Annotated in this window: 21 protein-coding genes, 1 tRNA gene, 2 other RNA genes and 1 pseudogene; 12 read left to right on the forward strand and 13 right to left on the reverse strand. The window is 55.1% G+C overall.

Annotated elements, in window-relative coordinates:
- Positions 1–554, forward strand: a 554-nt coding sequence (locus KCR01S_RS18225; protein ID WP_280513243.1) for a BcsE family c-di-GMP-binding protein, incomplete at its 5' end; no start/stop codon positions are given.
- Positions 555–614: 60 nt separating this feature from the next.
- On the opposite strand, the gene KCR01S_RS18230 is transcribed toward KCR01S_RS18225, so the two are convergent.
- A complete protein-coding gene (locus KCR01S_RS18230; protein WP_000019402.1) occupies positions 615–1,595 on the reverse strand; it encodes an IS5-like element IS5 family transposase in 981 nt (326 codons plus the stop codon).
- Between the two features lie 68 nt (positions 1,596–1,663).
- On the opposite strand from KCR01S_RS18230, the pseudogene bcsE reads away from it, so the two are divergent.
- The 3 genes and pseudogenes from bcsE to bcsG all read left to right on the forward strand — a co-directional run.
- Positions 1,664–2,800 (forward strand): annotated as a pseudogene (gene bcsE / locus KCR01S_RS18235) (cellulose biosynthesis protein BcsE); the annotation flags it as partial.
- Complete coding sequence (gene bcsF, locus KCR01S_RS18240; protein ID WP_061284499.1) at positions 2,797–2,994, forward strand: cellulose biosynthesis protein BcsF; 198 nt, start codon at positions 2,797–2,799, stop codon at positions 2,992–2,994. The pseudogene bcsE and the gene bcsF, both read left to right, overlap by 4 nt.
- Complete coding sequence (gene bcsG, locus KCR01S_RS18245) at positions 2,987–4,666, forward strand: cellulose biosynthesis protein BcsG (protein ID WP_061284500.1); 1,680 nt, start codon at positions 2,987–2,989, stop codon at positions 4,664–4,666. The genes bcsF and bcsG overlap by 8 nt, the downstream gene beginning before the upstream one ends.
- Before the next feature lie 70 nt (positions 4,667–4,736).
- Here the strand turns inward: bcsG and dppF are convergent, their stop codons facing one another.
- From dppF to KCR01S_RS18300, 11 genes are all read right to left on the reverse strand, one after another.
- Positions 4,737–5,747, reverse strand: a complete 1,011-nt coding sequence (gene dppF / locus KCR01S_RS18250) for a dipeptide ABC transporter ATP-binding subunit DppF (protein ID WP_061284501.1) — start codon at positions 5,745–5,747, stop codon at positions 4,737–4,739.
- On the reverse strand, positions 5,744–6,727 hold the full coding sequence (gene dppD / locus KCR01S_RS18255) for a dipeptide ABC transporter ATP-binding protein (protein ID WP_061284502.1): 984 nt from the start codon (positions 6,725–6,727) through the stop codon (positions 5,744–5,746). Before dppD ends, dppF begins: the two co-directional genes overlap by 4 nt.
- 10 nt (positions 6,728–6,737) lie before the next feature.
- Positions 6,738–7,640, reverse strand: coding sequence for a dipeptide ABC transporter permease DppC (gene dppC, locus KCR01S_RS18260; protein WP_061284503.1), 903 nt, complete (start codon positions 7,638–7,640; stop codon positions 6,738–6,740).
- A 9-nt stretch (positions 7,641–7,649) separates the two neighbouring features.
- Positions 7,650–8,669 carry a dipeptide ABC transporter permease DppB gene (gene dppB, locus KCR01S_RS18265; RefSeq protein WP_061284504.1) on the reverse strand — a complete coding sequence of 340 codons (1,020 nt, stop codon included), beginning with the start codon at positions 8,667–8,669 and terminating at the stop codon, positions 7,650–7,652.
- A gap of 159 nt (positions 8,670–8,828) precedes the next feature.
- On the reverse strand, positions 8,829–10,436 hold the full coding sequence (gene dppA, locus KCR01S_RS18270; protein WP_061284505.1) for a dipeptide ABC transporter periplasmic-binding protein DppA: 1,608 nt from the start codon (positions 10,434–10,436) through the stop codon (positions 8,829–8,831).
- Between the two features lie 618 nt (positions 10,437–11,054).
- Positions 11,055–11,187: non-coding RNA, RtT sRNA (locus tag KCR01S_RS18275), on the reverse strand.
- Between the two features lie 28 nt (positions 11,188–11,215).
- Positions 11,216–11,348: non-coding RNA, RtT sRNA (locus KCR01S_RS18280), on the reverse strand.
- A 28-nt stretch (positions 11,349–11,376) separates the two neighbouring features.
- Positions 11,377–11,453, reverse strand: a tRNA-Pro gene (locus tag KCR01S_RS18285).
- Positions 11,454–11,534: 81 nt separating this feature from the next.
- Positions 11,535–13,226: a kdo(2)-lipid A phosphoethanolamine 7''-transferase gene (gene eptB, locus KCR01S_RS18290; protein WP_061284506.1), complete on the reverse strand. Its 1,692-nt coding sequence runs from the start codon at positions 13,224–13,226 to the stop codon at positions 11,535–11,537.
- A gap of 215 nt (positions 13,227–13,441) precedes the next feature.
- On the reverse strand, positions 13,442–14,644 hold the full coding sequence (locus tag KCR01S_RS18295; RefSeq protein ID WP_061284507.1) for an L-lactate MFS transporter: 1,203 nt from the start codon (positions 14,642–14,644) through the stop codon (positions 13,442–13,444).
- A gap of 171 nt (positions 14,645–14,815) precedes the next feature.
- Positions 14,816–15,523, reverse strand: coding sequence for an autotransporter domain-containing protein (locus KCR01S_RS18300; protein ID WP_061284508.1), 708 nt, complete (start codon positions 15,521–15,523; stop codon positions 14,816–14,818).
- 153 nt (positions 15,524–15,676) lie between these two features.
- Between KCR01S_RS18300 and tag the strand changes: the two genes are divergently transcribed.
- Positions 15,677–16,258: a DNA-3-methyladenine glycosylase I gene (gene tag / locus KCR01S_RS18305; RefSeq protein WP_061284509.1), complete on the forward strand. Its 582-nt coding sequence runs from the start codon at positions 15,677–15,679 to the stop codon at positions 16,256–16,258.
- Complete coding sequence (locus tag KCR01S_RS18310; protein WP_061284510.1) at positions 16,236–16,667, forward strand: N-acetyltransferase; 432 nt, start codon at positions 16,236–16,238, stop codon at positions 16,665–16,667. Before tag ends, KCR01S_RS18310 begins: the two co-directional genes overlap by 23 nt.
- Here the strand turns inward: KCR01S_RS18310 and KCR01S_RS18315 are convergent.
- Complete coding sequence (locus KCR01S_RS18315; RefSeq protein ID WP_072277181.1) at positions 16,645–18,978, reverse strand: molybdopterin guanine dinucleotide-containing S/N-oxide reductase; 2,334 nt, start codon at positions 18,976–18,978, stop codon at positions 16,645–16,647. The genes KCR01S_RS18310 and KCR01S_RS18315 overlap by 23 nt on opposite strands.
- A 166-nt stretch (positions 18,979–19,144) precedes the next feature.
- On the opposite strand from KCR01S_RS18315, the gene KCR01S_RS18320 reads away from it, so the two are divergent.
- From KCR01S_RS18320 to ghrB, 6 genes are all read left to right on the forward strand, one after another.
- Positions 19,145–19,804, forward strand: a complete 660-nt coding sequence (locus tag KCR01S_RS18320; RefSeq protein WP_061284512.1) for an OmpA family lipoprotein — start codon at positions 19,145–19,147, stop codon at positions 19,802–19,804.
- A gap of 98 nt (positions 19,805–19,902) precedes the next feature.
- Positions 19,903–20,919 (forward strand): LacI family DNA-binding transcriptional regulator, encoded by a 1,017-nt coding sequence (locus tag KCR01S_RS18325; protein WP_061284513.1) that lies wholly within the window; start codon positions 19,903–19,905, stop codon positions 20,917–20,919.
- 100 nt (positions 20,920–21,019) lie between these two features.
- Entirely contained in the window at positions 21,020–21,769 is a 750-nt protein-coding gene (locus tag KCR01S_RS18330; RefSeq protein ID WP_061284514.1) for a sugar phosphate isomerase/epimerase family protein, read from the forward strand.
- Between the two features lie 2 nt (positions 21,770–21,771).
- Positions 21,772–22,710, forward strand: a complete 939-nt coding sequence (locus KCR01S_RS18335; RefSeq protein ID WP_061284515.1) for a sugar kinase — start codon at positions 21,772–21,774, stop codon at positions 22,708–22,710.
- A gap of 71 nt (positions 22,711–22,781) precedes the next feature.
- Positions 22,782–24,062, forward strand: coding sequence for an MFS transporter (locus tag KCR01S_RS18340; RefSeq protein ID WP_061284516.1), 1,281 nt, complete (start codon positions 22,782–22,784; stop codon positions 24,060–24,062).
- Between the two features lie 22 nt (positions 24,063–24,084).
- Positions 24,085–25,059: a glyoxylate/hydroxypyruvate reductase GhrB gene (gene ghrB, locus KCR01S_RS18345; protein WP_061284517.1), complete on the forward strand. Its 975-nt coding sequence runs from the start codon at positions 24,085–24,087 to the stop codon at positions 25,057–25,059.
- The last annotated feature ends 33 nt before the right edge of the window (positions 25,060–25,092 follow it).

Here is a 25,092-nt window from a genome sequence, read left to right on the forward strand (position 1 = left end):
GTAAACTTAGGTGCAGGATTATCGTCGATAAGAGGGACACGATGAACCCCATATTTTCTATTGGCATTGAGTCGCTGTGGGATGAAGTAAGTCATATGCCTACAGGCGGCGTATGGTGGATGAATACCGATCGCCATGAAGATGCCGTTAGCCTGCTAAATCAGACGCTTTCCGCCCAAGCGGATGAGGCGAAAGTTGCCGTTGTTAGCATGGGCGAAAACCCGAATGACCTCATAGAATTAGAGGAAAAAAAGGGGCCAAAAAAAATATCGCTTTTCGCCATGCAGGATAGCCCTGATAGTCTATACTCCTTGCGCCGCGATTTGCTCTGTACGCTTGAGCCGAATAATTATTTTGTTGTCCTTTTATGTTCCCACAATGCCTGGAAAAATATTCCCGCTGAAAAGTTACTCAATTGGATTAGAAAATCCCAGAAATGGGCGAAATACTACCATTGCACCCTTTTAGGGAAGGTGCGAATAAGCGGGGAAATTCTTCTCGGCTTACTCAGTCATTTCATTTCTTCATGTTTGAGCCGATTTTTTCTCCCGTAAATGCCTTGAATCAGCCTATTTAGACCGTTTCTTCGCCATTTAAGGCGTTATCCCCAGTTTTTAGTGAGATCTCTCCCACTGACGTATCATTTGGTCCGCCCGAAACAGGTTGGCCAGCGTGAATAACATCGCCAGTTGGTTATCGTTTTTCAGCAACCCCTTGTATCTGGCTTTCACGAAGCCGAACTGTCGCTTGATGATGCGAAATGGGTGCTCCACCTTGGCCCGGATGCTGGCTTTCATGTATTCGATGTTGATGGCCGTTTTGTTCTTGCGTGGATGCTGTTTCAAGGTTCTTACCTTGCCGGGGCGCTCGGCGATCAGCCAGTCCACATCCACCTCGGCCAGCTCCTCGCGCTGTGGCGCCCCTTGGTAGCCGGCATCGGCTGAGACAAATTGCTCCTCTCCATGCAGCAGATTACCCAGCTGATTGAGGTCATGCTCGTTGGCCGCGGTGGTGACCAGGCTGTGGGTCAGGCCACTCTTGGCATCGACACCAATGTGGGCCTTCATGCCAAAGTGCCACTGATTGCCTTTCTTGGTCTGATGCATCTCCGGATCGCGTTGCTGCTCTTTGTTCTTGGTCGAGCTGGGTGCCTCAATGATGGTGGCATCGACCAAGGTGCCTTGAGTCATCATGACGCCTGCTTCGGCCAGCCAGCGATTGATGGTCTTGAACAATTGGCGGGCCAGTTGATGCTGCTCCAGCAGGTGGCGGAAATTCATGATGGTGGTGCGGTCCGGCAAGGCGCTATCCAGGGATAACCGGGCAAACAGACGCATGGAGGCGATTTCGTACAGAGCATCTTCCATCGCGCCATCGCTCAGGTTGTACCAATGCTGCATGCAGTGAATGCGTAGCATGGTTTCCAGCGGATAAGGTCGCCGGCCATTACCAGCCTTGGGGTAAAACGGCTCGATGACTTCCACCATGTTTTGCCATGGCAGAATCTGCTCCATGCGGGACAAGAAAATCTCTTTTCTGGTCTGACGGCGCTTACTGCTGAATTCACTGTCGGCGAAGGTAAGTTGATGACTCATGATGAACCCTGTTCCATGGCTCCGGATGAATATGATGATCTCATATCAGGGACTTGTTCGCACCTTCCTTAGTTCTTAGTCCTGGAAACAACGCCGACGCGCAAACATCACTTTTACTCGGTGAATATCGTTCACTTTCCGGTCTGGCAAGTTTACGTTACCAGGGTGATAGTCAACTGCTGGATATATCTTACTGGGCCAATGAAAAAGGCGTCAGCGCGCGTCAGCAGCTTTTAATTAAACAAAATGCGTCTGGCTGGCATTTAGCCCAGGATGAAGTGGCTAACGTCCAACCCCGTAGCGATGAAAAACAGGTGCTCAGTAATATCAATATTCTTGAGGGGGCACCGGCACTCTCAGAACACTGGTCTTTGTTTGACACCAACGACGGCGTCTTTAATGCCGCACGCACCGCCCAGGCCGCAACGGTCATATTCTCGCTCAATCAAAATAGCCAGGTAGAACAGCTTGCACGCTTTACCCATACGCTGCGGCGTCAACGCGGTACCGCATTAAAAATAATCGTGCGTGAAACAACGCCAAGCCTGCGTGCGACCGATGAGCGGTTGCTTTTGAGCTGCGGTGCCAATCTGGTCATCTCATCGACCGCGCCGCTGTCGCGCAGCCTGACGCTGATTGAAAGCGTGCAGACGCAGCAGTTCAACCGCCATGTTCCGGAAGATTTAACGACCCTGCTGGCCAACACTGAACCGCTGAAATTAAAAGGCTACCAGAAATGGGATGTCTTCTGCGATGCGGTACAAAAGGTTATCAACAACACCTTACTGCCTGCGGACAGTAAAGGGGTCATGGTCGCGCTGCGCCCTGCTCCGGGACTGCGCGTTGAGCAAGCGCTCACCTTATGTCGCCCGCACCGAATGGGCGATATCTCAACGATTGCCGATCATCGTCTGGTGCTGTTCCTGCCCTTCTGTCGCGTGAACGATCTCGACAAAGCGCTCAACCACATCTTCCCGCTGCCCACCGGCGATATTTTCTCCAATCGCATGATTTGGTTTGAAGATAAACAGATCGCTTCTGAACTGGTCATGATGCGCGATGTGAAACCGGAACAGTGGACAAAACCGCTGCAAATCGCGCCGAAGCCAACAAACGTGATTAACGCAACCTTCGAGGACAACGGCTGGCGCCGCTATCCCGAACCTCATCGCCTGTTTACCGATACCGAAGGGACGCCGTCATGATGTCGATAAGCGATATTATTCAATTGGTTGTGCTTTGCGCACTGATTTTCTTCCCGCTAGGCTATATGGCACGCCATCATCAACGACGCATCCACAATGCGTTTCGTTTGATGTTTCTCAAACCCCGTTATGTTAAACCCGTAGGCGTGTTACGCCGCGATCAGGCCGTCAGGGCAAAATCAAAAAATGACTAAATCGACGCAAAATGCCGCCGCTACACCTTCTCCGCTTTGGCATTATTGGCGGGGGTTATCAGGCTGGAACCTCTATTTCCTGGTTAAATTTGGGCTGCTGTGGGCTGGGTATCTGAATTTCCACCCCATGCTCAACCTCGTCTTTATGGCGTTCCTGCTGTTCCCATTGCCCAATGACCGTCTGCACCGCTGGCGTCAATGGCTAGCCATTCCGCTGGGCTTTGCGCTGTTCTGGCACGATACCTGGCTGCCGGGTCCGGAAAGCATCATGAGCCAGGGTTCTCAGATTGCCGGATTCAGCGCCGATTATCTGTGGGACCTGGTGACACGCTTTATTAACTGGCAGATGGTGGGCGCCTTCTTTGTGCTGGTTGTGGCGTGGATGTTCTTGAATCAGTGGATCCGCATTACCGTGTTTGTCGTGATTGCCATGGTATGGGTGAACCTGACGGCGCTGGTTGGCCCATCTTTCAGCCTGTGGCCTACCGGTCAGGCAACCAATACCACCGCCGCGACGACGACCGCATCACCTGCGGCTTCCGCATCAGGCGGCCCGACAGCAAGCGGCGATATTCCGGCGCAAACCGCCGCGCCAACCTCGGATAACCTCAATGCGTGGTTAAGCAGCTTCTATGAGTCTGAGGGCAAACGCGCAACCACGTTCCCAACGCAGCTTCCGGCCGACGCCCAGCCGTTTGATCTGCTGGTTATTAATATTTGTTCTCTGGCCGCTTCAGATGTGGAGGCCGCAGGCCTAATGCAGCACCCGCTGTGGTCACACTTTGATATTCGCTTTAGCGACTTTAACTCGGCGACCTCTTACAGCGGCCCGGCGGCCATTCGTTTGCTGCGCGCGAGCTGCGGCCAGCCATCGCATACCAACCTGTACCAGCCGGCAGGGAATCAGTGCTATCTGTTCGATAATCTGTCAAAACTGGGCTTTACGCAGCACCTGATGCTCGACCACAACGGCGTATTCGGGGACTTCCTGAAAGAAGTGCGTGAAAACGGCGGGATGCAAAGCCCGCTGATGGATCAGAGCAAGCTCCCGGTTAACCTGCTCTCCTTCGACGGTTCTCCGGTATACGACGATCTGGCGGTTCTCAACCGCTGGATGCAGTCGCCGGATATGCCAGCAGGGGGACGTTCAGCCACCTTCTATAACATTTTGCCGCTGCACGATGGTAACCACTACCAGGGACAGAGCAAAACGGCGGACTATAAAACCCGCGCGCAGAAGCTGTTTGATGAGCTGGATACCTTCTTTAACGAGCTGGAGAAATCAGGTCGTAAAGTGATGGTTATCGTGGTGCCGGAGCACGGCGCGGCGCTGCAGGGCGATAAAATGCAGGTCTCTGGGCTGCGTGACATCCCAAGCCCGTCCATCACCCACGTTCCGGCAGCCGTTAAATTCTTCGGCATGAAGGCCCCTCATCAGGGCACGGCGATTGATATCAACCAGCCAAGCAGCTATCTGGCGATTTCTGAACTGGTGGCACGCGCGGTAGACGGTAAAATCTTCACGGAAGAGACCGTCGACTGGTCGGCCTTCACCGGCAACCTGCCGCAGACGGCCGCGGTGTCAGAAAACTCCAACACGGTCGTGATGCAGTACCAGGGCAAACCGTACGTTCGTCTGAACGGCGGTGCCTGGGTGCCGTACCCGCAGTAACAATGAAAAGGCCGCCGGGTTTTACCCCGGCGGCCCAACGCATTTCCCTTCTTAGCAAAACGCCTTTCTGCTATACCGCTTTCTCTGGATTCTCATCCTGATCGACCGCGAAACACGCCACCAGCTGTCCACCATAGTCTTTCAACTGCGGCTGAAGCTGAGTGCACGGCCCGAAGCGACGGCGACAGCGGGCATTGAACGCGCAGCCCGGAGGCGGATTCAGCGGGCTTGGCAGCTCACCGGTCAGCTTAATACGCTCACGACGCTCATCCGGGTTCAAACGCGGCGTGGCCGAGAGCAGCGCCTGGGTATACGGATGCTGCGGATTATTGAAGATCTGATCCTTCGTCCCTTTCTCCACGCAGCGCCCCAGATACATCACCATGACTTCATCCGCGATATGCTCCACTACCGACAGGTCGTGGGAGATAAAGACATAGGACAGCCCTAAATCCTGCTGCAAATCCATCATCAGGTTCAGCACCTGCGCACGCACGGAAACGTCGAGCGCAGAGACCGGTTCGTCGGCAATCACCACATCAGGATCCAGCATCAAACCACGGGCAATCGCGATACGCTGACGCTGGCCGCCGGAGAACATATGCGGGTAGCGATCATAGTGCTCGGTTTTCAGCCCCACCTTCGCCATCATCGCCAGCGCTTTTTCACGGCGCTGCTCTTTGTTGAGCGAAGTATTAATCTGCAACGGCTCTTCCAGAATTTGCCCCACTTTCTTACGCGGATTCAATGAGCCATACGGGTTCTGAAAGACGATCTGGATTTTCTGCCGGCGCAGTTTCTGCGCATGCGGATCGTGCTTGAGCAAATCCTGCCCCTGGTAGTACAGCTCACCGCCGGTGGGGATTTCAATCATCGTCAGCAGACGGCCCAGGGTGGATTTCCCACAGCCGGACTCCCCAACGACCGCCAGCGTTTTACCGCGTTCGAGGGTAAAGGAGACGCCGTCCAGCGCTTTCACCAGGCGCTCTGGGGCAAAAATGCCCTTCTTCACCGGGTAATGTTTTTTCAGGTCAATTGCCTTCAGCAGCGGCTGCTGCGAGGTGGCCTCGTGCGTACTCATAGTGTGGGCCTCCCGGCATCATCGAGTGGGTAGTGACATTTCGACTGGCGACCGCCGTTAAGCAGATTCAGTTCTGGTTCAACGCTCCGGCATTTGTCCGTCGCATACGGGCAGCGCGGGTTCAGCAGGCAACCGTTCGGACGGTCATATTTCCCCGGGACCACGCCCGGCAGCGACGCCAGACGCGCTTTATCCTGCGCAAACTCCGGCAGCGCGCGCAGCAAGGCCTGGGTATACGGGTGGCGAGGCGCGCGGAAAATATCGCTCGCCGCCCCGGTTTCCACCACCTGACCGGCATACATCACGATGATTTTGTGTGCCGCTTCCGCCACCAACGCCAGATCGTGAGTGATCAGAATCAGCGCCATGTTCTCTTTTTGCTGCAATTCAAGCAGCAGTTCGATGATCTGCGCCTGAATGGTCACGTCCAGCGCCGTCGTCGGCTCATCGGCAATCAGCAGCTTCGGACGGCAGGCAATGGCCATCGCAATCATCACGCGCTGGCTCATCCCACCAGAGAGCTGGTGCGGGTAAACATCAAGACGCGATGCCGGATCGGGGATGCCAACCTGATTCAACAGGTCAATCGCCCGCTGACGGCGGGTTTTCTTGTTGCCACCCTGATGCACCTTAATGGCTTCCATAATCTGGAAACCGACGGTGTAACATGGGTTAAGGCTGGTCATCGGATCCTGGAAAATCATCGCCACTTCGGCGCCCACCAGGTTACGACGTTCTTTTTCAGATATCCGTTTCAGGTCCTGACCGTTGAACTGCAGGCTCTCGGCCATCACGCGGCCGGGATAGTCAATCAGCCCCATGATTGCCAGTGAGCTTACCGATTTCCCGGAGCCAGACTCACCAACGATACCAACCACTTCACCCTGATCTACGCTGTAGCTCACGCGGTCTACGGCTTTAAACGGTGTACCTTCGTCACCGAAGTGCACCGATAATTTATCTACATTTAATAACGCCATCTCGAACCTCTTACTGCTTCAGTTTGGGATCGAGCGCGTCACGCAGACCGTCACCCATCAGGTTAAATGCCAGCACCGTCAGCAGAATCGCCAGGCCCGGGAAGGTCACAACCCACCAGGCGCTTTGCGCGAACTGCAGAACGTCAGAGAGCATGGTGCCCCATTCCGGCGTAGGCGGCTGCGCGCCCATCCCCAGGAAGCCAAGGGCAGCCATATCGAGAATGGCGTTTGAAAAACCGAGCGACGCCTGAACGATCAGCGGCGCAAGGCAGTTGGGGAAAATATTGACGAACATCTGGCGCATCGCCCCGGCACCGGCCACGCGGGAAGCGGTGACGTAGTCGCGGTTAACTTCAACCAGCACCGCCGCACGCGTTAAGCGGACGTAGTGCGGTAAGGCAACGAACGTAAGCGCCAGCGCGGCATTACCAATGGAAGGACCGAAGATCGCCACCAGCACCAGCGCCAGCAGCAGGCTTGGCAGCGCCAGCATGATATCGACCACGCGCATAATGATGTTGTCGACGATACCGCCGAAGTAGCCGGCAACCAGCCCCAGCACAATCCCCATCACCAGCGAAAGGACCACCACCAGACAGCCCACCAGCAGCGACAGACGCGCACCGTACATCAGACGAGACATCACATCGCGGCCAACGTCATCGGTACCCAGCAGGTGCGCCCATGAGCCCCCTTCCTGCCACGCAGGAGGTGCCAGCAGGGTATCGCGGAACTGATCCGCAGGGTTATACGGCGCAATCCAGTTGGCGAAGATAGCAATAAACAGCACGATGGCCACATAAACCAGACCAATCACCGCACCTTTATTGCGTTTAAAGTAGTGCCAGAATTCCTGGAAAGGGGTCATCGGCACCGGTGCGGACACCGCTTTGTTCTCAGTAACTTGTGTCATGACGGCCCCTTACTTCTTATGACGGATGCGCGGGTTAACCACGCCGTACAGCAGGTCTACCAGCAGGTTGACGAGAATAATCATCGTCGCCACCAGCAGCACCCCGCCCTGAACTACCGGATAGTCACGGCGTTGCAGAGCATCAATCAACCAGCGTCCCAGGCCAGGCCAGGAGAAAATGGTTTCCGTCAAAATCGCCCCAGCCAGCAGCGTACCAACCTGAAGACCGATAACGGTCACCACCGGCAGCATCGCGTTACGCAGCGCGTGAACCACGATGACGCGCATCCGGGTCAGCCCCTTCGCGCGGGCGGTACGGATATAGTCTTCACCCAGCACTTCCAGCATCGATGAACGGGTCATACGCACGATAACCGCTAATGGGATCGTGCCGAGCACCATTGCAGGCAAAATCATATGCGCCAGCGCATCGATAAAGTTGCCCTCTTCGCCCCAGATGGCGGTATCAATCAGCATAAAGCCGGTCAGCGGATTGCTGTCATCCAGGAACACCATATCGCTGACGCGTCCGGAAACCGGCGTCAGGTTCCACTGCACCGACACCAGCATAATCAGCATCATGCCCCACCAGAAAATCGGCATGGAGTAGCCGGTCAGCGCCAGACCAACCGCGGTATGATCGAAGATGGAACCGCGTTTAACTGCGGCCAGTACGCCGACAGGGATCCCCACGGCGACGGCAAAAATCATGGCGCAGATACCGAGTTCCAGCGTCGCTTTAAAACGCGGCACGAACTCGTCCCACACCGGGAGTCGGCTTTTTAATGACATCCCTAAGTCACCGTGCAGTACGCCCCAGATATAGTGGAGATACTGCTGCCACATCGGCTTATCGAGGCCGAGTTCAGCCAATAGCTGGGCGTGACGCTCAGGGGAAATACCGCGTTCGCCGGCCATAATCATCACCGGATCGCCGGGGATCATGTGCACAAAGGCAAACGTCAGAAGGGTGATACCGATAAACGTTGGGATCACCAGACCCAACCGTTTGAGGATAAACTGCAACATAGCCCTGATTCTCTATAATGACGGCCCGCCTGGTCACAGGACGTCTGTATTGCTCACAAATCTGCCGCCGGCCTCAAATGAGGCAGACGCAGATACGGCGCGGCTTCCCACCCCAAGGGGGGTAGGAAGCGTGCGCTGCCGGTTAAGGCGTCGTCTTTATTATTCGATGGATACGTTTTCGAAGTGGTGCTTACCTAATGGATCAACCACATAGCCTTTGACTTCTTTACGCACCGGCTCGTATACGGTGGAGTGAGCAACAATCAGCGCAGGAGCCTGATCGTGCATCACTACCTGAGCCTGTTTGTAGAGCTCAACGCGTTTCTCGTGGTTGTCGGTCGCACGTGCCGGCTGAATCAGATCTTCAAACGGCTTGTAGCACCAGCGAGAGTAGTTAGAACCATCTTTGGCGGCTGCGCAGCTGAACAGCGTCGCGAAGAAGTTGTCCGGATCCCCATTGTCACCGGTCCAGCCCATCATCACGGCCTGGTGTTCACCGGCTTTCGCACGCTTGAGGTATTCGCCCCACTCGTAGGTCACGATTTTGGCCTGTACGCCAATTTTCGCCCAGTCAGCCTGAATCATCTCAGCCATGCGGCGAGCGTTCGGGTTGTATGGACGCTGTACCGGCATCGCCCACAGCTCAACGGTGAAGCCTTTATCCTGGCCCGCTTCTTTCAGCAGCGCCTTGGCTTTTTCCGGATCGTAGGTATAGTCTTTGACGTCGTCGTTATAGCCCCACATGGTTGGTGGGATCAGGTTCTTAGCCGCCACGCCAGCGCCCTGATAAACGGCTTTAATGATCGCTTCTTTGTTGACCGCATAGGTCAGCGCCTGGCGCACTTTCACGTCATCAAACGGTTTTTTCTCGGTGTTGAAGGAGAGGTAACCGACGTTCAGGCCAGCCTGTTCCATCAGGTTAATGCTCTTATCTTCTTTCATGCGCGCAATGTCAGCCGGGTTTGGATACGGCATCACCTGGCATTCGTTCTTCTGCAGCTTAGCGTAACGCACGGAAGCGTCAGGCGTGATGGAGAAGACCAGACGATCGATCTGCGGCTTGGTGCCCCAGTAGCCTGGGAAGGCTTTGTACAGAATACGGGAGTCTTTCTGGTACTGCTGCAGCTGGAATGGACCGGTACCGATTGGGTTCAGGTCAACTTTCTCCGGTGTACCGGCTTTCAGCATGTTGTCAGCATATTCTTTTGACAGAATAGACGCGAAGTCCATCGCCAGGTCGGCCAGGAATGGGGCCTCTGGGCGAGTCAGCACGAATTGAACGGTATTATCGTCGACTTTTTTCACTTCGCTAATCAGGTCTGGCAGGCCCATACCTTCAAAGTATTCATAGCTGCCGCCAGAGACTTTGTGATACGGGTTTTGGGCATTCTTCTGACGGTCGAAGGAGAAGACGATATCGTCGGCGTTCATGTCACGCGTCGGTTTGAAGTCTTTGCTGTCCTGCCACTTCACGCCAGGGCGAAGGTGGAAGGTGTAGGTTTTACCGTCTGCGCTGATGTCCCACTTCTCAGCCAGGCCCGGAACGATTTCCGTGGTACCGGTTTTGAATTCAACCAGACGGTTATAGATTGGCACGGAGCTGGCATCATAGGTGGTACCAGACGTGAAGAGCTGTGGGTTAAAGCCTTCCGGCGAACCTTCTGAACAATAAACCAGGGTTTTCGCCTGTACGCTGGCAGCGACGGTCATGGCGACCAGGCTCAGACCCAGCTTCAGCATCCCTGACTTCTTCAAGGAAATACTCATTATTCTGCTCCAAAGTGATTTGTGTTGTTTTTACCCTTTGCATTGGGTTACACCGCCTGGCCTTTATTTGTGTTTTACCCGGCTTGGTCGATGTGTTGTAGAGGCGGGATTCCTTTCACTGGAACAACTGAGTTGCAGCGCGGATTCTCCATGAAATGCCCCTCATGCCCTACAATCTGTCAACAGAATGTGAAAACGTCAATACAGTTATCCGGGATTTGTATTGAAGGTGAGAATGGATGGGCAAAGATTAAAAAAACCCCGAAGGACTATTTTCAGCAGAGAAATTTATGCTATGGGCAATAAAGCAGAGTTATTCACTTAATACTTTGCAACATGTAGTGATTAACAATTAGCCGATATGTGAAAAATTTATTTCGATATGCTGATTATCTGAGCGATTAATGCCGTGAACGTTAAAACGCACAGGTGAAAATGCTGGGTCTAGCCATAAGCAGCGTGAAAAAAGATTCCGCTATGCATAAAAAAAAGCAATGGAATATGTCACAAAATTGTGAACAAACAGGGGAAGACGTTGTGTCGGCAGACGGCGGCGCAGCGCCGTATTCTGATAGTGGCCTTAAACGCAAAAACCGCTCTAAGAGCGGTTTTTATGTCTGGTCGGTGATAGAGGATAACTCACCACTGCGTGGCTCGCCCTACGGGCCGTTGCTCACGCAACGTTCTCTCGCTTCGCTCGAGTCGAACCTCTACCCCCGGAGGTTCTCATCCTCCTGGGCCTTAAACGCAAAAACCGCTCTAAGAGCGGTTTTTATGTCTGGTCGGTGATAGAGGATGACTCACCACTGCGTGGCTCGCCCTACGGGCCGTTGCTCACGCAACGTTCTCTCGCTTCGCTCGAGTCGAACCTCTACCCCCGGAGGTTCTCATCCTCCTGTGCCTTAAACGCAAAAACCGCTCTAAGAGCGGTTTTTATGTCTGGTCGGTGATAGAGGATTCGAACCTCCGACCCCTTCGTCCCGAACGAAGTGCGCTACCAGGCTGCGCCAATCACCGGAATGCGGCGTAGGGTACTGCTGCATTCGGCGCTCGTCAATCCCCTAAAATAAAAAGGGATAATACCTCGCGCGGGAACTGTCACTGAGCGTTTACAGGCTTGGCTGGTACATGGCACCAGTTGTTGTACTCGTTGATGCCACCGTCCGGTGAGGTGTAGCCCAAACAGCCCATGATGGTGTCGTAAAGCTCAACGTGACGCTTAGGCTGCTTCATCGCCGCCTGCTGCTGCAGGTAAGCAAACGAACGAGCATGATCCGGATTCTCCAGATACTTATCCGACATCCACACCATCATCGGCACGCGGAACTGCTCCGGCGGCGCCATCTTACGTGGCGTACCGTGCAGACGTTCGTGCTCATTGATCGATTCACCGTGGTCAGAGGCAAAGAAGACAATCGCCTTCTTATCGCGCATCTGGTCAAAGACGTTCACCAGAAAGTGATCCACGTAGGTTATCGAGTTATCGTAGGAGTTAATCAGCTCCGCTTTCGTGCATTTGTCATCCACGTTCACACATTCCGGCTTCCACTTGGCGAAGTTGCGCGGATAGCGCTGGGTATAGTTAAAGTGTGAACCTTTGGTATGGATAATAATGAGATGCTTTCCGTCGACACCGCTACGGGCCAACACATTCTTTAGTTCGTCAGCGAGCAGCATGTCGTCCACGCTTTTACCGCGGTTCCTCGGCTCGGCGCCAATCTGCTCACGATAGGCAATGTTATTGGCCATCGTATTGCTGTAGAACCACAGTTCGCTTTGCATCGCCAACAAATCACCGGTAAAGCCAAGCTGGTGCAGCACGGCAAACACGTTCTGTTCTTTAACCGTCCGCTGCGGGTTATCGCTAGCCCCGCCCTGCCGCACAAACATGCAGCGCAGCGACAGCTTGGTCGCGGTATCGCACGAGTAGCCACGGAACGCGACCAGGTTTTTCTCTTTTGCCAGCTCAGGTGTGGTATCTCGCCCGTAGCCGAACAGCCCCATATGATCCCAGCGGGTGGTTTCACCGATAATAAACACCACATAGGTGTCATCGATTCCCTCAGGCGCGACGTAGGTGAATTTTTTAGCGGGGTCGATAAGCTCTTTGGTATCAAAAGATTCATCGATTTGCGTCCAGCCATACAGACTCAGCGCAGACAGCCAGTTGCTGGGCAAATACGAGTTAGCCAGCACACCGCCATAGCTTGGCAGATCGACCTGCGACAGGCGTTCACTCTCTTTGAGATGCGCTTCCATTAAGCGAATCGGCCCCCAGACCAGCAGCGCACAGACGAGAATAATCGCCACGCTGCGTATCCGCTGGCCTCGCGTACGTAACTGCTGCAACAGCGTGTCACGCGCGCCGTTAAGCCAGATAAAGATCAACGGCACGATGCTGGTCAACACCAACCAGGAGATAAAATGCCAACCCACCACCTCTTTGGAGAGGTCCACATCGGTGGTCATCACCGAAGCAATAATGCCGTAGCCAATGACGACATTCAGGTTGGTCATATAATAGCTGGCGCCTGCAGAAATCAGCACCACGAGGGAGACCAGCACTTTCCACAGCGTGCGTCCGCCAAGCGACAGTATACGCAGTAAGAAGAAGGTGAGCAGTAAAGTGCCTACAAGCTCGATAGCAATGAAAATCCCTTTTTCGACGCTAAAATTCTGTAGGTATCCTTCAAACCGGCGGACGAACACGGAATAGTTCATCAGCCAGCCGATGTAAACCGCCAGCAGCATACACAGCGTCTGCTGGGACATCGATTTTATATATTTCATGCAAAAACCCTGGAAAAAGGGAAAACCAAAAACGGGCGGCAGGCGAAAAAAAACGACAGGCCCGAGAATAATTGTCATGAGCCATTAAGGGCTCATATGCAAGCGCGGTAAGTAGACAACAAGAAAGGGGAAAAGTATTCGGCGGGATTGTGATCTGGCCAGATATTTACAAAAATACCTGGCCAGAATCGACTTAATAAGTGAGGTAATTATTGTTAAGCGTGCGCTTCGTGCAGAATTTCCGTTTTTGGCTGGCGAATAGTGGTCGACAGCGCCAGGGAAATAATCAGCAGTGCGAAGATAACGCAGAAGGTTACGTAGAACCCGCCGAACAGTGAAGCAATCAGCGAGCCGCAGATGCTGCCAATCCCGAAACCTAAGTAAATCACCCCGTAGTTTTTCGCCAGGTTATTCAGACCAAAGAACTCACTCACCAGCGATGGGAAGACGGTGATGGTGCCGCCAAAGTTAAAGGCCACACAGGCAATCGCCGCGAAGAAAGTGACTTCATTCAGTGGCGCGAACAGCAGCGCCGCCATGCCGACCAGCGAGATAATCTGACCGATAGTGATAACGCGGATACGTGAGATTTTATCGGACAGGATACCCAGCACCAGACGACCGCTCAGGTTAGCAATCGAGATAATCGTCACGGCATTGGCGGCCGTTGCCAGATCCAGATGAACCATCCCCTGCGCAATATCTTTCGCCACACCGATAACATACAGGCCGCTCATACAAGCCGTCAGGAACATCACTGCCAGCATCCAGTACTGCGGTTTACGCATGGATTCCGCCAGCGTGAAGTCGTTTTCCATCACCCCGTTATGACTCGCAACAGCCTGATTAGGTGCGTCTTTCATCAGCATCGCGCCGAAGACAATCATCACCAGCACAATTGCGCCCCAGATCATGAAGGTTTTTTCCAGGCCCACGGTCGCCAGCAGATGGCTATCGATGAATTTGAAACCCAGACTGCCTAAACCGTAGGAACCGATAGCAAAGGCTGAAATCAGCCCCTTACGTTCCGGGAACCATTTTACGCAGTTGGACAGCGTCAGCAGATAGCCTGCGCCATCGGCAAGACCCACAATGACCCCGGCGCTCAGCCACAGCATCGGCAGGCTGTTGGCATGTGCGGTCAGGAAGAAACCGAGACCCAGCAGAATACCGGACGCCATCGTGACGTGTTTAACGCCAAAACGTTCCTGCAGTTTACCGGCAACGGAAGAGGAGATCGCCAGCCCCAGGCTTAATAAACCAAAGGAGAACGCCACCTGGCTCACCGATGCATCCAGCTTGCTGGACAGCGCACTGTTGAACAAGCTCCAGGTATAGACGGAACCGAGAGCGAATTGGGTGATGATGGTGCCGAACAATGTCAGCCAGCGGGTATGATTTTTAGTTGCAGCGTTCATGATGAAGATGCCTTCGTAGATTAACTGCTGCCAACGATAACGAAGTTAGCATTTTTGCAGGTTGAAAAAGGCATGAAGTGCATTCAGGACGGAATGAAATGCATCAGCGGCGGAATGAATGACATTGAAAAAATAACCCGCCGCTGATGTGGGTAAGGCAAATCGCTCATTTTAGAAGCGAGCGCTGACGCCCATCGTATAGAAATAGTTAACGCCGGTGGGCATGTTGTCCGCCTGCGACAGCGCGGCATAGGCCGCCAGATGTGAATTCAGTAACATGTCGGCGCCGACGGTAACATCGACCCAGTTGCCGTCCTGCGTTGCGGTTGGGATCCGATTTAAGCCGGATTGCGCCTTCCACTGATTCTCACCAAACTGCTGGTTATAGCTCACCTGCGCCCATGGCCGAATGCCAAGCCAACTATGCGAATCAACCCGCCAGCCCAGCGTACTGACGCTGGCATGCCACAGCGGATCGGTCAGCGACGCCGTGGTCACCGAATCGCCAAACTCATTCCACATAAACCCCGGCGAACCGTCATAGTGCCACTGGGCGACGGGCCCCGTCGTGATGCTGTTGGTTAAAGGAAAATTCCACCCAAAGCTCATTGTTTTGGTGGCGTCCAGCGGCATATTATCCGGCGAATTCAGGTTAACGCCTGTGCCTGCCTGCACCGCTTCAATCCGCTCCGCCAGAATGTCATCGTAGCGCGGTTGGTGATCGCTATCCCATGTATAGCGCTCGGCAGTATTACTTTGTGAGTCAGACACGATATATTCCTGTTGCCAGGCATTGGCATGTGGGGAAAATAACATCCACACAAAAATCGATGCCGGCGTAACATATCGCCAGGGGCCATTGCATTTCTTATTATTCATCAAGTGACTCCAGAGAAGAGCCAGGTTCGGCAGTTATTGTTATGTTTTAAGGGAGAGATCCCTGTATTAACTATTGTCTCTTTATTATCGGCGTCAAGAGAAGTGCAGGGTTTTATTATCGTGCGTGAGCCATTGGCAAAAAGGGAGAATCACATGCAGCGTTGCGGTTGGGTTAGTCAGGACCCGCTTTATATCGAATATCACGATACCGAGTGGGGCGTCGCCCAAAAAGATAACCAGAAACTGTTTGAAATGATCTGCCTCGAGGGCCAGCAGGCCGGGCTGTCATGGATAACGGTGCTAAAAAAGCGCGAAAACTATCGTCAGGCCTTCCATCATTTCGATCCGGTCAAAGTGGCGGCGATGACCGAAGCAGACGTTGAGCGCCTGGTGCTGGATGCCGGCATCATTCGCCATCGGGGCAAAATTCAGGCCATTATCGGCAACGCGCGGGCGTTCCTGGCGATGGAAGCCAACGGAGAACCGTTCAATGCGTTTGTCTGGTCATTTGTCGATAACACCCCCATTGTCACCCAAGCCGCGACGCTCGCCGAAATCGCGACCTCAACGCCCGCGTCAGATGCATTATCTAAAGCCCTGAAGAAACGCGGCTTCAAGTTCGTTGGCACCACGATTTGTTATTCCTTCATGCAGGCCTGCGGTCTGGTCAGCGACCACGTGACGGGCTGCTTCTGCCATCCTGGAGTTCAGCATGATCAGAAAATGGAACACTAACCAGTTCGATTCTTTACTCGAGTTGTGGCTAGAGAGCACGACCTACGCCCATCCGTTTATTGCCGAACAGTACTGGCAGGAGAGCCTGCCAATTGTGCGTGATACCTATCTCCCTGCCGCCGACACCTGGGTGTGGGAAGATGCAGGCCAACTGCAAGGGTTTGTCAGCGTTATTCAAGGACGCTTTGTCGGCGCGCTGTTTGTAGCACCGGAATGCCTCCACCTCGGTATCGGCACGGCACTGCTGGATGCCGTAAAGCAGCACTATACCGACCTCAGTCTGGAGGTGTATCAGAAGAACTGCCGGGCGGTGAATTTCTACCACGCGCAGGGTTTTCGTATCGAAGACAGCGCGTGGCAGGACGAGACCCGGCACCCCACATGGATTATGCGTTGGCAGGCGGATTAAACGCCGTTAACGCCAGTTCAGGGCCGTTATACTTCTCGACCCAGGCCAGCGCCGTATTCCCCGCACAGCCATTCCCCAGCCGCGAGCTGGGGATATCTTTGGTGAGCACGTTAACTGCCCCATTTTTACAGATCCCACCGGCCTGAAGATCTAAATCTGGCCATGCGCCTTCATGCAGGCACATGACGCCAGGTTTAATGTCTTCGCTGACCACCACGCCCGCCAATACCTGGCCACGATGGTTCCACAGCCGCACGACGTCCCCATCGTTGATTTGTCGCGCCTGCGCATCCTGAGGATGCAGCGTCAGCGGTTCGCGCCCGGCGACCGCATACTGCTCCCGCAACGACGTATGATTTAGCTGGCTGTGCAAACGGTGCGCAGGATGTGCTGACAGCAGTTGAAGCTGTCCTGGCTGCGCATTGCCGTGCCATTCATCAGGCTCCAGCCACATCGGATGCGGCGGGCAGTCCGGGTATTGGAAGCTGGCGATACGCTCAGAATAGATCTCAATTTTACCGCTCGGCGTTTTGAGCGGGTTGGCCTGCGGGTCAGCGCGAAACGCGCCAAAGCGCACAAACGCCGCGTTTTGTTCGCTTTCAGGCATCTCAATCAGTTCGTTGGCCTGCCAGAAGCGTTCAAACGGTGGCAGAGCGACCTGCTGGCTAGCGCCGCGTTCAGCGGCGATATTGTAAAACGTCTCCAGCCACTGCAATTCACTTTTGCCTTCGGTAAAACGCTCCCGCCCACCCGATTGCCAAAGCTCGCTGAGGTCGGCAAACACCTGCCAATCGTCGCGGGCTTCATCACGAGGCATCACCACCCGCTTCATCGGCACCAGATGCTGATTGCTGTAATCGCCGGTCATGGTCAGGTCGTTGCGTTCAAACGAGGTGGTGGCGGGCAGGACGATATCCGCATGACGCGCCGCCGCCGTCCAGTTACATTCGGAGATCACCACCAGTTCCGGTTTTTGCCAGGCGCGAATCAAACGGTTGGTGTCCTGATGATGGGTAAAGTTGGCGCCACCAGCCCACCAGACAAAGCGAATATCCGGGAAGTGGCGATCGAGACCGTTGTGCTGGTACGGCGCGCCGGGGTTCTCCAGCGCCTCGACTATCCGCGCCACCGGGATTTTATCCACGGCATCAACGCCGCCTTTCACTGTTCCCTGCATTGAGGCCAACACCGCCGCACGACGCGTCGGGTTGCCGCCATTCGCGAAATGATAAGAAAGACCAAAACCGCCGCCCGGGGTGCCTATTTGGCCCAGCATGGCGGCCAGCGTCACCAGCATCCAGTGCTTTTGCTCGCCAAACTGCTGGCGCTGCATTCCCCATCCGGCCATCAACATGGTGGTATTTTTCCGGAACATATCCGCCAGTTCGCGGATTTTATCTGCACTTACCCCACAAATAGCCGCCGCCCATTCTGCAGATTTAGCTTCACCATCGTTGCTGCCCAGCAGATAATCGGCGAACGTCGGGAATCCGGTGGTATAGCGCGTGAGAAATTCCGCATCGTGCCATTCATTAACCAACAGCGTGTGGGCGATACCCAGCATCATCGCCACGTCGGTGCCCATATGCGGGGCGATCCATTCCATAGATTCACCGAAAAAGGCGACAGTTTCCGATCGCATCGGATCGATGCAGATCAGCCGCTTGCCGCTTTGCCGCAGCTGTTCAAAATAGGGGAGCCCCTGCTCATCGGAAGCATTCCACGAAATTTTCAGCGTATTCAGTGGATTGGCGCTCCACAGCACCACCACTTCGGAATGTTCCAGTACCATCGGCCAGCTGGTTTGCTGCTGATAAACCTCGTTACCGCCCACCACGTGGGGCATGATCGCCTGCGCTGCGCCAGTCGAGTAATCCCCCAGATGGCCGGTATAGCCGCCGGCAAGACTCATATAGCGTTGAAGCAACGTCGCCGCTTTGTGTAACACGCCGTTGGAACGCCAACCGTAGGAGCCGGCGAAAATTGACGCCGGGCCATAGCTATCGCGAATACGTCGGTGCTGGCGGTCAATGAGCGCCAGCGCATCGTCCCAGCTTACCCGCACAAACTCATCCTGCCCGCGCACACCCTGTGGGTTTTCCGGTGATGCCAAAAATCCTTTACGCACCATCGGATAGCGCACGCGCGTTTTACTGTGTACCTGGTCGCGCACCACGCTTTGCAGCGAGTTGGTAAACGTGGTTTTAAGCGCCCCGCGCGAGGAAAGAACCTGCTCGCCGTCGGTTTCAACCCACATGGGTCCCCAATGGGCGGCGGTAAGGATGGTTTTGGTTGTCGCTGAATTTGCCAAGGCATACTCCTGGATAGCTGATGCAGGTGTTACGGCGATCTTTTCATCATCGCTCGAAATTATTTACAAAAAGTTAAAAACCGAGGGGAATTTTCCCAGCTTTTGCACGTCATAATCAACCGCCACACCTGCCGTGGCAAAGAATAAAAAGGATTAAGGACATAAGATGAAAAAACGCATTTTCATGATTGCGGCTCTGGTGAGCGGCGCAATGGCGGTTTCCGGCTGTACCACTAACCCGTATACCGGTGAGCGAGAAGCAGGTAAAGCAGGGATCGGTGCAGGACTTGGTTCTCTGGTGGGCGCCGGCATTGGCGCACTGTCATCGTCAAAACATGACCGAGGCAAAGGCGCGCTGATTGGCGCCGCTGCGGGGGCTGCCGTCGGCGGCGGCGTGGGTTATTACATGGACGCGCAGGAAGCAAAACTGCGGCAGAAAATGCAGGGCACCGGCGTAAGCGTCACCCGTAACGGCGACAACATCGTGCTCAATATGCCAAACAACGTCACCTTCGACAGCTCCTCCTCCACGTTGAAACCGGCGGGTGCGAACACGCTGGTTGGCGTCGCAATGGTCCTGAAAGAGTATGAAAAAACCGCGGTTAACGTCGTCGGCTACACCGACAGCACCGGCAGCCAGCAGCTCAACATGAAGTTGTCGCAGCAGCGCGCCGACTCGGTGGCCAGCTCACTCATCACCCAGGGCGTCGCCGCCGCGCGCGTGCGCACCTCCGGTATGGGCCCGGCAAATCCGATTGCCAGCAACAGCACCGAAGAAGGCAAAGCGCAGAACCGCCGCGTCGAGATTACGCTCAGCCCGATGTAATCTTTTTATTGCCGGGTGGCGCCACGTCTCCCGGCAAAACGCTTGCTTAACCAGATTTTCGCGTTAAGGTGTTCTCACTTTCAGGCGAGAGAACTTCCATGGCAAAATCAGCACGCCCTACCATCAGCGATGTGGCAAAAGCCGCGCAAACCGGCAAAACCAGTATTTCCCGCTATCTCAATGGCGAAAAACATCTGCTCTCCGATGCGCTACTCGCCCGCATTGAAGCCGCCATTGCGGAACTCGACTATCGCCCAAGCCTGATGGCTCGCAACCTGAAACGCGGCCGCACCCGCCTGATTGGTCTGATCATCGCTGATATCACTAACCCCTACTCCGTCAACGTCTTGAGCGGGATCGAAGCGGCCTGCCGTGAGAAAGGCTTTACCCCGCTGGTGTGTAACACCAACAACGAGGTGAACCAGGAGCTGCACTATCTCGATCTGCTGCGCAGCTATCAGGTGGAAGGAATTGTGGTCAATGCCGTGGGGATGCGAGAAGAAGGCCTACAGCGCCTGCAACAATCCGCGCTGCCAATGGTGCTGATTGACCGAAAAATCCCGGATTTCTCCTGCGATGTTGTGGGTCTGGATAACGCCCAGGCCGCGACAACCGCCACCGAGCACCTCATCGAACAGGGCTTTGAAGCGCTGCTGTTTATCAGCGAACCGCTGGGCACCGTCAACACCCGTCGCGAGCGTCTGAGCGCCTTTCGTGCCACCCTCGCCCGCTATCCCGGCGTCGTGGCCGATAATGCCGAAGTGCCGCTGGCAGAAAACACCCAGCTTGATAACACCCTGCGCCAATTCCACCAGCAGCACCGCGGCATGCGCAAGGCAGTCATTTCTGCCAACGGTGCATTAACGCTGCAGGTCGCCCGTTCGCTCAAACGTATTGGCCTCAACTGGGGTAGCGATATTGGCCTGCTCGGTTTTGATGAACTGGAGTGGGCGGAGCTGGCTGGCGTGGGCATCACCACCCTGAAGCAGCCGACCTGGCAGATTGGCTACGCCGCCGTTGAGCAAGTCGTTCGTCGCATTGAAGGGGTTTCCGAATCTATCCATGAGCAGGTCTTTTCCGGTGAGCTGATCGTTCGCGGATCAACGGCGCGTTAACATTCCTTCGTGATGGTGATCATAAATTCAACACCCTGAGATTTTCTTTGGAACCGATTCCATTTAGCGTATTAGAAAGAGCGCTGGATTTGGAGTCCCTATGCAAAGAAAAATCATGGTGGTCACTGCCGCTTATGGCTACGACTCGGTACGTGCGGCAGGCGGGCAAGTCGCCATGCTGCCGATTATCGCCAATGCGGGGGCTGACGGCGTAGAAATTCGCCGCGAAATGTTCACCCCTGCCGAACAACAGGCGCTTCCCCAACTGGCAGCGGCGATGGCTTCTGCAGGCCTGCTGGCCTGCTATTCCGCCCCTGAGCCGCTGTTTATGCCCGATGGCACCCTCAATCCCCAACTTCCAGCGCTGCTTCAGGAAACCAAAACGCTCAACGCGCTGTGGCTGAAAGTGTCCCTCGGTCACTTCGCCAACGCGCTTCAGTTCACAACTCTGCGGGACTGGCTGGAAAGCAGCGGGATGAAACTGGTGGTGGAGAACGATCAAACCGTCTGCGGGCGACTGCCGCCCATGCAGCGCTTTAACGCCGCTTGCCATACGCAAAAACTGCCCGTGCAGCTCACCTTTGATATGGGCAACTGGCTGTGGGTCGGCGATACGCCGGAAGCCGCCGCCGAACAGCTGGCCCCATCCGTGGGCTATATCCACGTCAAAGCCGCTGTAGCGCATCGCGACAGTTATCGCGTAATCCCGCCCGACCAGGCGGACGCTCGCTGGCTACAGCTGCTGAATCAATTGCCTATCGACGTACCGCGCGGTATCGAGTTCCCGCTGGAAGGGGACGATCTGACCAAGGTCACTCGTCGCTACGTCGAACTGTTACGCAAGGAGTAATAATGAAAAATTCTTTGGATGTCATCACCATAGGCGAAGCAATGGCGATGTTTGTCGCTTCACAGACCGGCGATCTGGAAGAGGTTGAACGATTCATTAAGCGCGTCGCGGGGGCAGAACTTAACGTCGCCACCGGCCTCGCGCGTTTGGGCCTGAAAGTGGGCTGGGTCAGCCGCGTCGGCAACGATAGTTTCGGCCGTTTTGTCCTGAATTCCCTGAAAAAAGAGGGCATTGATAGCCATGGCGTTACCGTCGATCCACATCACGCAACGGGCTTTCAGCTCAAATCTAAAGTCGAAAATGGAACCGATCCCATTGTGGAGTATTTCCGTAAAGGCTCAGCAGCCAGCCACCTGAGCGTTGATGATTACGACGCGTCGTTCTTTACGAGCGCCCGCCATCTCCACTTAAGCGGCGTGGCGGCGGCGCTCTCCGCCAGCTCCTATGCACTGCTGGAGCACACCGCCCATGCCATGAAAGTCCAGGGCAAAACGATCTCCTTCGATCCGAATCTACGGCCCGTGCTGTGGAAGAGCGAAGCGGAGATGGTCGAAAAACTCAATGCGCTGGCATTCCAGGCCGACTGGGTTCTGCCGGGTTTAAAAGAAGGGATGATCTTAACCGGCCAGCAAACTCTGGACGGTATTGCCGATTTCTATCTGCAACGCGGCGTCAACGCGGTGGTGCTGAAAACCGGCGCCGATGGAGCCTGGTATAAAACCGCCGACGGCGAACAGGGCAGCGTGCCGCCGGTAAAAGTCGAGCACGTGGTCGATACCGTTGGGGCTGGCGATGGCTTTGCGGTGGGCGTTATCAGCGCGCTGCTGGAAGGTCGCACGCTGCAGGAGGCAGTCAGCCGCGGGAACAAAATTGGCGCACTGGCCATTCAGGTTCAGGGCGACAGCGAAGGATTACCCACACGTGAAGCGTTAGGTGAATAGCGTCACGTAACGATAACCGCCTCCCTGTACCCTACATGCAGCGGCGGCAAAGCGATAATAGAGGCAGGCCTATGAACAGCTCAACAAATGCAGCAAAACGTTGGTGGTACATCATGCCCATCGTGTTTATCACGTATAGCCTGGCGTATCTTGACCGCGCGAACTTCAGTTTCGCCTCCGCAGCCGGTATTAACGAAGATCTGGGCATTACCAAAGGGATCTCCTCCCTGCTAGGTGCCCTCTTTTTCCTCGGCTATTTCTTCTTCCAAATCCCTGGGGCGATTTATGCTGAGCGCCGCAGCGTGCGCAAGCTGATTTTTGTCTGCCTGATTTTATGGGGCGCCTGCGCCTCGCTAACCGGGATCGTCAGCAACATTCCGGCCTTAGCCGCCATCCGCTTTATCCTTGGGGTCGTCGAAGCGGCGGTGATGCCGGCGATGCTCATCTATATCAGCAACTGGTTTACGAAATCGGAACGCTCGCGGGCCAATACCTTCTTGATCCTCGGCAACCCGGTGACGGTGCTGTGGATGTCGGTGGTTTCCGGCTACCTTATCCAGGCGCTCGGCTGGCGCGAAATGTTCATCATCGAAGGTTTCCCGGCGGTCATCTGGGCATTCTGTTGGTGGGTACTGGTCAAAGACAAACCGTCGCAGGTAGGCTGGCTGAGCGAGTCTGAGAAAGCAGCTTTGCAGGCGCAGCTTGAGCGCGAGCAGCAGGGGATCAAAGCGGTGCGTAACTATGGCGAGGCCTTCCGCTCACGCAACGTGATACTGCTGTGCATGCAATATTTCACCTGGAGCATTGGGGTTTACGGTTTTGTCCTGTGGCTGCCATCGATCATCCGCAGCGGCGGCGCCAACTTAGGTATGGTTGAAGTCGGCTGGCTCTCTTCCGTTCCTTATCTGGCGGCCACGGTGGCGATGATTGTGGTGTCTTGGGCCTCCGATAAACTGCAAAATCGTAAGCTGTTCGTCTGGCCACTGCTGCTGATTGCCGCCTTTGCCTTCATTGGTTCATGGGCGGTGGGTGCCAATAACTTCTGGCTCTCTTATACCCTGCTGGTCATCGCCGGCGCCGCCATGTATGCCCCGTATGGCCCATTCTTCGCCATCATTCCTGAAATGCTGCCACGCAACGTTGCCGGGGGCGCAATGGCATTAATTAATAGTATGGGCGCACTGGGCTCGTTCCTGGGGTCATGGTTTGTCGGCTACCTCAACGGCACGACCGGTAGCCCGTCCGCATCATACATTTTTATGGGGGTAGCGCTTTTTGCCTCAGTATGGCTAACTCTGATTGTTAAGCCTGCTAATAATCAACAGCTACCGGTTGGCGCACGCCACGCTTAAATTTTAACTTACGGAGATTCGCATGAAGCCGTCCATTATTCTCTATAAAGCGTTACCTGACGATTTACTGCATCGCCTGGAAGAACATTTTACCGTGACTCAGGTGGCTAACCTGCGTCCGGAAACCGTCGCGCAACATCACCAGGCTTTTGCCGAGGCTGAAGGCCTGCTCGGCTCCAGTGAAGCCGTCAATACCGCCCTGCTGGAGAAGATGCCTAAGCTGCGTGCAACCTCAACTATCTCCGTAGGTTACGATAACTTTGACGTGGACGCGCTGAATGCGCGCCGCATACTGCTGATGCACACGCCAACCGTCCTGACCGAGACCGTCGCCGACACGCTCATGACGCTGGTGTTAAGCTCCGCCCGCCGCGTAGTGGAAGTGGCCGAGCGGGTGAAAGCGGGCGAATGGACCAAGGGGATTGGTGCGGACTGGTTCGGAGTGGATGTGCACCATAAAACGCTGGGCATCGTCGGGATGGGCCGTATTGGGATGGCGCTGGCGCAGCGTGCCCATTTCGGCTTCAACATGCCAATCCTGTACAACGCACGACGCCAGCATCCGCAGGCAGAGGAGCGTTTTAACGCCCGCTACTGCGATTTAAATACCCTGCTGGAAGAGGCGGATTTTGTCTGCCTGATCCTGCCGCTAACCGAAGAGACGCATCACCTGTTTGGTGCCGAGCAGTTTGCCCGCATGAAGTCCTCCGCCATCTTTATTAATGCCGGCCGCGGCCCGGTGGTGGATGAAAATGCGCTGATTGCCGCGCTGCAAAATGGTGAGATCCATGCCGCCGGCCTCGACGTATTCGAGAAGGAACCGCTGCCGGTTGACTCACCGCTGCTGAAGTTGCCGAACGTGGTGGCGCTGCCGCATATTGGTTCCGCGACTCACGAGACGCGCTACAACATGGCGGCTTGTGCGGTGGATAACCTGATTGATGCGCTGCAGGGAAAAGTAGAGAAAAACTGCGTGAACCCGCAGGTCGCGGGGTAAAACGAAACAGCCCGGCGGACGCCGGGCTGCATG

Source organism: Kluyvera cryocrescens NBRC 102467, from assembly GCF_001571285.1.
Taxonomy (GTDB): Bacteria; Pseudomonadota; Gammaproteobacteria; order Enterobacterales; family Enterobacteriaceae; genus Kluyvera; species Kluyvera cryocrescens.

Excerpts from the sequence above, each read along its gene's own strand:
- KCR01S_RS18230 (WP_000019402.1), bottom strand. The coding sequence starts at position 1,595 with ATGAGTCATCAACTTACCTTCGCCGACAGTGAATTCAGCAGTAAGCGC.
- bcsF (WP_061284499.1), top strand. The coding sequence starts at position 2,797 with ATGATGTCGATAAGCGATATTATTCAATTGGTTGTGCTTTGCGCACTG.
- bcsG (WP_061284500.1), top strand. The coding sequence starts at position 2,987 with ATGACTAAATCGACGCAAAATGCCGCCGCTACACCTTCTCCGCTTTGG.
- dppF (WP_061284501.1), bottom strand. The coding sequence starts at position 5,747 with ATGAGTACGCACGAGGCCACCTCGCAGCAGCCGCTGCTGAAGGCAATT.
- dppD (WP_061284502.1), bottom strand. The coding sequence starts at position 6,727 with ATGGCGTTATTAAATGTAGATAAATTATCGGTGCACTTCGGTGACGAA.
- dppC (WP_061284503.1), bottom strand. The coding sequence starts at position 7,640 with ATGACACAAGTTACTGAGAACAAAGCGGTGTCCGCACCGGTGCCGATG.
- dppB (WP_061284504.1), bottom strand. The coding sequence starts at position 8,669 with ATGTTGCAGTTTATCCTCAAACGGTTGGGTCTGGTGATCCCAACGTTT.
- dppA (WP_061284505.1), bottom strand. The coding sequence starts at position 10,436 with ATGAGTATTTCCTTGAAGAAGTCAGGGATGCTGAAGCTGGGTCTGAGC.
- eptB (WP_061284506.1), bottom strand. The coding sequence starts at position 13,226 with ATGAAATATATAAAATCGATGTCCCAGCAGACGCTGTGTATGCTGCTG.
- KCR01S_RS18295 (WP_061284507.1), bottom strand. The coding sequence starts at position 14,644 with ATGAACGCTGCAACTAAAAATCATACCCGCTGGCTGACATTGTTCGGC.
- KCR01S_RS18300 (WP_061284508.1), bottom strand. The coding sequence starts at position 15,523 with ATGAATAATAAGAAATGCAATGGCCCCTGGCGATATGTTACGCCGGCA.
- tag (WP_061284509.1), top strand. The coding sequence starts at position 15,677 with ATGCAGCGTTGCGGTTGGGTTAGTCAGGACCCGCTTTATATCGAATAT.
- KCR01S_RS18310 (WP_061284510.1), top strand. The coding sequence starts at position 16,236 with ATGATCAGAAAATGGAACACTAACCAGTTCGATTCTTTACTCGAGTTG.
- KCR01S_RS18320 (WP_061284512.1), top strand. The coding sequence starts at position 19,145 with ATGAAAAAACGCATTTTCATGATTGCGGCTCTGGTGAGCGGCGCAATG.
- KCR01S_RS18325 (WP_061284513.1), top strand. The coding sequence starts at position 19,903 with ATGGCAAAATCAGCACGCCCTACCATCAGCGATGTGGCAAAAGCCGCG.
- KCR01S_RS18330 (WP_061284514.1), top strand. The coding sequence starts at position 21,020 with ATGCAAAGAAAAATCATGGTGGTCACTGCCGCTTATGGCTACGACTCG.
- KCR01S_RS18335 (WP_061284515.1), top strand. The coding sequence starts at position 21,772 with ATGAAAAATTCTTTGGATGTCATCACCATAGGCGAAGCAATGGCGATG.
- KCR01S_RS18340 (WP_061284516.1), top strand. The coding sequence starts at position 22,782 with ATGAACAGCTCAACAAATGCAGCAAAACGTTGGTGGTACATCATGCCC.
- ghrB (WP_061284517.1), top strand. The coding sequence starts at position 24,085 with ATGAAGCCGTCCATTATTCTCTATAAAGCGTTACCTGACGATTTACTG.